At 47.8% G+C, this 6,814-nt stretch carries 2 protein-coding genes, 1 tRNA gene, 1 rRNA gene and 1 pseudogene; 4 read left to right on the top strand and 1 reads right to left on the bottom strand.

The genetic code is table 11. The annotated features are described in order from the left end of the window. The first annotated feature begins 126 nt into the window (after window positions 1-126). The 3 genes from CS022_RS24165 (at window position 127) to metA (ending at window position 1,454) form a co-directional block, all read left to right on the top strand. Window positions 127-202 (top strand) — tRNA-Thr (locus CS022_RS24165). A 12-nt stretch (window positions 203-214) separates the two neighbouring features. Continuing rightward, window positions 215-330: ribosomal RNA gene (gene rrf, locus CS022_RS24160) — 5S ribosomal RNA — on the top strand. A gap of 176 nt (window positions 331-506) precedes the next feature. Next, window positions 507-1,454 carry a homoserine O-acetyltransferase MetA gene (metA, locus tag CS022_RS24155; protein WP_129124414.1) on the top strand — a complete coding sequence of 316 codons (948 nt, stop codon included), beginning with the start codon at window positions 507-509 and terminating at the stop codon, window positions 1,452-1,454. 71 nt (window positions 1,455-1,525) lie between these two features. Here metA and CS022_RS24150 read toward each other — a convergent pair whose 3' ends face one another. Next, the gene (locus CS022_RS24150) at window positions 1,526-2,830 is read right to left on the bottom strand and encodes a cation:proton antiporter (RefSeq protein WP_129124413.1); all 1,305 of its coding nucleotides are present in this window, start codon (window positions 2,828-2,830) and stop codon (window positions 1,526-1,528) included. Window positions 2,831-3,026: 196 nt separating this feature from the next. Between CS022_RS24150 and metH the strand changes: the two are divergent. Continuing rightward, window positions 3,027-6,703, top strand: a pseudogene (metH, locus tag CS022_RS24145) (methionine synthase). Window positions 6,704-6,814: the final 111 nt, after the last annotated feature.

Below are 6,814 nucleotides of genomic sequence, written 5' to 3'. Positions count from 1 at the left end.
GCGCCGATGGTAGTGTGGGGCTTCCCCATGTGAGAGTAGGACATCGCCAGGCTTCAAATTCCCCATCGTCAAGATGGACCCTAAGTAAAGCAACCAAATGTAAGACTTTACTTTAAGGCAAAATTTGCTGATATAGCTCAGTTGGTAGAGCGCACCCTTGGTAAGGGTGAGGTCGGCAGTTCAAATCTGCCTATCAGCACCAGAATAAAATTTTTCCGGCAGCCATAGCGCAATGGCACCACCTGATCCCATGCCGAACTCAGAAGTGAAACGTTGCTGCGCCGATGGTAGTGTGGGGTTTCCCCATGTGAGAGTAGGTCACTGCCGGAACTCATTCTAAAAGCCCATAGCGGAAACGCTGTGGGCTTTTTTCATTTCAGCTATTCCTCCCACACTTTTCATATCTGAGACGCATATATATTTTCTACTTGCAGCTAGATCATACATGGTATAGGTTAAGTGGATATCTGGACGTCTATACATCTTAACGTAGGGAGTAAATTAAGATGCCAATAAAAATTCCTGATCAGTTACCCGCTGCCAACATCCTTCGTCAGGAAAATATCTTTGTGATGCCCGAATCGCGCGCGGAGAGCCAAAACATTCGTCCTTTGAAAGTTCTTCTGCTTAATCTGATGCCAAAGAAGATTGAGACAGAAACACAGTTTATGCGTCTTCTCTCTAATTCTCCTTTGCAGGTCGATGTTGAGTTATTAAGGATTGATAACCGACCAAGTAAGAACACGCCAACTGAGCACCTTGATACGTTTTATCGTCAGTTTGAATCTGTCAGTAATCGTAACTTTGATGGACTCATTGTGACCGGTGCGCCGTTGGGCCTTGTTCAGTTTGAAGATGTTATTTACTGGGAGCACTTCGAAAGTATCATGCAATGGGCGTCTAAGCATGTTACTTCAACGCTCTACGTTTGCTGGGCAGCACAGGCTGGCCTGAAGCTTTTGTATGATTTGCCTAAACGTACCCGTAAAGAAAAGCTATCGGGTGTTTACTGGCATGAGACTAACCCAGAACATAATCACAACCCGCTTGTACGCGGCTTTGATGATAGTTTTCTTGCACCGCATTCCCGCTATGCTGACTTCGCTCCTGACTTCCTACGTGAGTATACGGACTTAGATATTCTCGCGACGTCGGGTGATGCGGGCACGTATCTCGCGGCGACCAAAGATAAAAGGAATGTGTTCGTCACCGGGCATCCGGAATATGATTCCCATACACTCCATCATGAATACACGCGTGACGTGACTGAAGGGGCGGATCCTGCTGTTCCACTTAACTATTATCCGGGTAATGACCCAAGTAAAGAGCCCTATGTCAGTTGGCGCAGTCACGGGCATATGCTGTTTGCCAACTGGCTCAATTATTGTGTTTACCAGTTAACGCCGTTTGATCTTGACCATTTCTCTGAGGATGCATTCACCGTTGACGAGTGATTGCTGATAAATAAAAAGCCTGCGATAGCAGGCTTTTTATTTGGGGTTATTCGTACAGGCTGCGCACCTGATTATGTCAGGGTATTTGCAGTACGAGCTTGGACTTCTCGCTCTTGTGCATTGGCTTTTCTTATCATCTTTGTGATGGTTGAACCCTGTACAAGAATCGAGAACACCACGACCGCATATGTCATCACCAAAATGATCTCTCTGACATCTATATTCTTCTCTGGTACCACCATATAGCCAGCCGGAACCGCCATCGCCATCGCGAGAGCAAGGCCACCACGCAACCCTCCCCAAGTCAGAATTTTAACCGAGTAAGGGTTATAGTCGCGGTAGCGATTAAAACCTGCATAGCAAACTTTGACGCTTAAGAAGCGCGACAGCAATACTACCGGGATTGCAAAAGCCATCATGACCCAGTCTTCCTGATGGAAGCTAAAGGTCAGCATGCTCATACCAATGAGTAGGAACAGCACGCCGTTGAGGAACTCGTCAATCAGTTCCCAGAAGTGACTCAGGTGAGCTTCACTCTCTTTTGAAAAGCCAATATAGCGCGTCCAGTTACCTATCATAATACCGGATACCACCATGGCCAGAGGCCCTGATACACCCAGTTGGTCAGCAAGGGTATAGCCCGCAGTGGGAATTGCCAAAGTCAGCAACAGCTCCATGGAATGATCGTCGGTCGCGCAAATCAGATAATGGAACAATAGACCAAGTAGGAAGCCGTAGACAATGCCACCCACTGCTTCGTGCAGGAACAACTCAGCCACGCCCAGCGCTGTTGGAGCTTCAGTGCCAAATGCAACGGCAAACAAGCTCACGAAGATAACCAGGCCAAATCCATCATTGAACAGGCTTTCGCCCTCTATCTGAGTTGAAATCTGCTTCGGCGCTTTTAGTTTCTTCACAATAGCGAGAACAGCAACCGGGTCGGTGGGAGAGATCAGTGCGCCGAATAACAGGCAGTATATGAGGTCGAAGTTAATCCCAATCAATTGGAAAAAGTAATAGGTCACGACGCCGATAAAGGCAGTTGAGAATAAGGTCGCGACTAATGCCAGTGTAACAATTTCCCATTTTTGCTGTTTGAAGTGGGGAAGTTCTGCATTAAGACCGCCAGCAAAAAGAAGAAAGCCCAAAACACCTTTCAGCAAAAAGCTGTCGAAATTGATGGTATTTAGGGTAGACGCTGCGAGATCTTTTAGTTCGAACCAATTGTTTTGGCCTGCCACAATGATCAGGAGTGACATCGCCAGCGCACCTGCAGTGATAGCGATAGTAGTTTGCATATTGCTGATTTTACTGTTTATAAATGCAATCGCGATTGCCGCAGCGGCGAAGAAGCAAAGCGTAGTGTATACGGTCATGACGAGCCTGTGTTCAAAAGAAGAAACAGAAAGAAAAAATCTGTAACGAAATATAAAGGTATGTGAGATGAAACACTATAAAAAATGTGTGTATTTTTCAGCCTCAGGGTGTAAACCTTGAGAGAGTAGACGTCTAGATTTCCAATTGACCTGTGGTACTATGGGCAAGTAAACGCAATAGAAGTAAGGGAATGTTGTGGCTGTAAGTAGTAAGGATAAATTACATCAACTGTTGTCAGAGCGGATCCTCATTATCGATGGTGGTATGGGGACCATGATCCAGAGTTACAAGCTGGAAGAAGACGACTACCGTGGTGCCCGTTTTGCTGATTGGCCATCTGACCTGAAAGGTAACAATGACCTTTTGGTTCTGACTAAGCCGCAACTGATCAAAGACATTCACGACCAGTATCTTGAAGCTGGCGCTGATATTCTCGAGACTAACACCTTCAACGCAACAACGATTGCCATGGCCGACTACGACATGCAATCTTTGAGTGCGGAAATAAACCGTGAAGCGGCCAAGCTTGCTCGTCAGGCAGCTGATGAGTGGACCGCCAAAACGCCGGATAAACCGCGTTATGTTGCCGGAGTGCTTGGCCCTACTAACCGTACGTGCAGCATTTCGCCAGACGTTAACGACCCCGGTTATCGCAATGTCAGCTTTGATGAGCTGGTTGAAGCTTACTCAGAATCGACGCACGCCTTAATTGAAGGTGGCGCCGATATCATCATGATTGAAACCATCTTTGACACCTTGAATGCCAAAGCGTGTGCCTTTGCCGTTGATACCGTGTTTGAGGAAATTGGTTACGCGCTGCCCGTGATGATTTCCGGCACAATCACTGATGCGTCTGGTCGTACTCTCTCGGGTCAGACGACAGAAGCCTTCTACAACTCGCTTCGTCACGTTCGGCCGCTTTCTTTTGGCCTTAACTGTGCGCTTGGTCCTGACGAGTTGCGTCCGTATGTTGACGAAATGTCCCGGATCTCCGAAACCTTTGTTTCCGTTCACCCCAATGCCGGTCTGCCTAATGCCTTTGGCGAATACGATCTTTCACCGGATGATATGGCTGAACATGTCAAAGAGTGGGCGGAAAGCGGTTTCCTCAATATTATCGGTGGTTGTTGCGGTACGACGCCGGAACATATTCGTAAGATGCATCAGGTTACGACAGGCTTAAAACCGCGTGAATTACCAGAAATAGCGGTTTCTTGTCGCCTTTCTGGTCTAGAGCCACTGACGATTGAAAAAAGTACCTTATTCGTAAACGTGGGTGAGCGAACCAATGTAACTGGTTCTGCCCGCTTTAAGCGCTTGATCAAAGAAGAGCTCTATGATGAGGCGTTGGAAGTCGCCCGTCAGCAGGTTGAGAACGGTGCTCAGATCATCGATATCAATATGGATGAAGGCATGCTGGATGCCGAAGCGTGTATGGTGCGCTTCCTTAATCTGTGTGCGTCTGAGCCAGAGATTTCGAAAGTACCTATTATGGTCGACTCCTCAAAGTGGGAAGTCATCGAAGCCGGCCTGAAATGTATTCAGGGCAAAGGTATTGTGAACTCGATTTCTCTTAAAGAGGGCAAAGAGAAATTTATTGAGCAGGCCAAGCTGATTCGTCGCTACGGCGCAGCCGTCATTGTCATGGCGTTTGATGAAGTCGGTCAGGCAGAAACCCGTGAACGTAAATTGCAAATCTGTACCAATGCATACAAGGTACTGGTCGATGAAGTTGGTTTCCCGCCGGAAGACATCATTTTTGACCCGAACATTTTTGCAGTTGCGACAGGTATTGAAGAGCACAACAACTACGCGGTCGACTTTATTGATGCCGTTGCCGACATTAAACGTGACCTGCCACATGCCATGATTTCTGGCGGTGTATCAAACGTTTCGTTCTCATTCCGCGGTAACAACTATGTGCGTGAAGCCATTCACGCCGTCTTCCTCTACCACTGCTTCAAAAACGGCATGGATATGGGGATTGTTAATGCTGGCCAGCTGGAAATTTACGATAACGTCCCTGAGAAATTGCGTGAAGCCGTTGAGGATGTGGTACTTAACCGCCGTGATGATTCAACTGAGCAACTCCTAGATATTGCTGCCGAATACGCCAACAAAGGTGTAGGCAAAGAAGAAGATGCATCAGCCCTTGAGTGGCGAACTTGGCCAGTCAAAAAACGTTTAGAGCATGCTTTGGTTAAGGGTATTACTGAGTTTATCGTCGAAGATACCGAAGAAGCGCGCTTCAACGCATCCAAGCCTTTGGAAGTTATCGAAGGGCCATTGATGGATGGCATGAACGTCGTTGGTGACCTGTTTGGTGAAGGGAAAATGTTCCTGCCTCAGGTGGTGAAGTCTGCGCGAGTAATGAAGCAGGCTGTGGCCTATCTCGAACCATACATCAACGCTGAGAAGCAGGCGGGCTCAACCAACGGTAAGATCTTACTGGCTACGGTAAAAGGGGATGTTCACGACATTGGTAAGAACATCGTCGGAGTGGTGTTGCAGTGTAATAACTACGAGATCATTGATCTGGCGTTATGGTGCCGTGCGAGAAAATCCTTAAGGTTGCCAAAGAAGAAAACGTAGACATCATTGGTCTTTCTGGTCTTATAACACCATCACTTGACGAAATGGTCTATGTCGCGAAAGAAATGGAGCGTTTGAATTTCGACTTACCGCTGCTGATTGGCGGCGCGACCACATCGAAAGCGCACACTGCGGTCAAGATTGAGCAGAATTACAAGAACCCTGTGGTGTATGTGAACAACGCATCGCGTGCGGTGGGTGTTTGTACTTCTTTGTTATCTGACGAACTGCGTCCAGCCTTTGTTGAGAAGGTAGATGCCGACTACGTGCGTGTTCGAGATCAACATAACCGTAAGCGTCCACGTACCAAGCCAATCACTCTTGAGCGAGCACGTGCTAACAAGGTGGATATCGACTGGGCAAACTACACACCGCCTGCGCCTGTGAAGCCAGGTGTGCATGTATTTGACGATTTTGATGTGGCGATATTACGTGACTACATCGACTGGACCCCTTTCTTCATGACATGGTCATTGGTGGGTAAATATCCAAAGATCTTTGAACATGAAGAAGTGGGCGAAGAAGCTAAGCGTTTGTTCAAAGATGCAAACGATCTTCTCGATCGCGTCGAGAAAGAGGGCTTGCTGAAAGCGCGCGGTATGTGTGCCATGTTCCCGGCTGCCAGTGTGGGTGACGACATTGAAGTGTACACTGATGAGTCTCGAACCGAAGTGGCGAAAGTGCTCTTCAACCTCCGTCAGCAAACAGAGAAACCAAAAGGCTTCAACTACTGTCTGTCAGACTATATCGCACCGAAAAGCAGCGGTAAGAAAGACTGGATTGGTGCATTTGCAGTGACGGGGGGGATCGGTGAGCGTGAGCTGGCTGACGAGTACAAAGCGCAGGGTGATGACTACAATGCCATCATGATCCAGGCCATTGCTGACCGTTTGGCCGAGGCTTTTGCCGAGTACCTTCATGAGCGAGTGCGAAAGGAAATCTGGGGTTATGCGTCAGATGAAAACTTATCGAACGATGAGTTGATTCGTGAGAAGTATCAAGGGATTCGTCCAGCTCCGGGTTACCCGGCAAACCCTGAACATACTGAGAAAGGGACGCTGTGGGAGCTGCTCAATGTGGAAGAGAGCATTGATATGTCTTTAACCACGAGCTACGCAATGTGGCCGGGGGCGTCAGTGTCTGGCTGGTACTTCTCTCACCCTGACTCTCGCTACTTTGCGGTGGCGCAGATACAGGAAGATCAGCGTGACAGTTATGCTGACCGTAAGGGGTGGGATTTGCTTGAAGCTGAGAAGTGGCTTGGGCCTAACCTAAACTGATACAGTCTTTCACATAAATATTGAACCGACAAAACACAAAGGGCACCAGAAGGTGCCCTTTTTTATTGTCAGTATTAAACCACCTCCTATGGAGGTGGTGATCGTTAAATC

The organism is Veronia nyctiphanis (assembly GCF_004116385.1).
Taxonomy (GTDB): Bacteria; Pseudomonadota; Gammaproteobacteria; order Enterobacterales; family Vibrionaceae; genus Veronia; species Veronia nyctiphanis.
The sequence above is the reverse complement of the archived record's forward strand: the minus strand, read 5'-3'. Positions and strand labels throughout refer to the sequence as shown.

What these genes read in the sequence shown, in the direction of transcription:
- CS022_RS24150 (WP_129124413.1), bottom strand. Translation starts at nt 2,830, where the DNA reads ATGACCGTATACACTACGCTTTGCTTCTTCGCCGCTGCGGCAATCGCG.
- metA (WP_129124414.1), top strand. Translation starts at nt 507, where the DNA reads ATGCCAATAAAAATTCCTGATCAGTTACCCGCTGCCAACATCCTTCGT.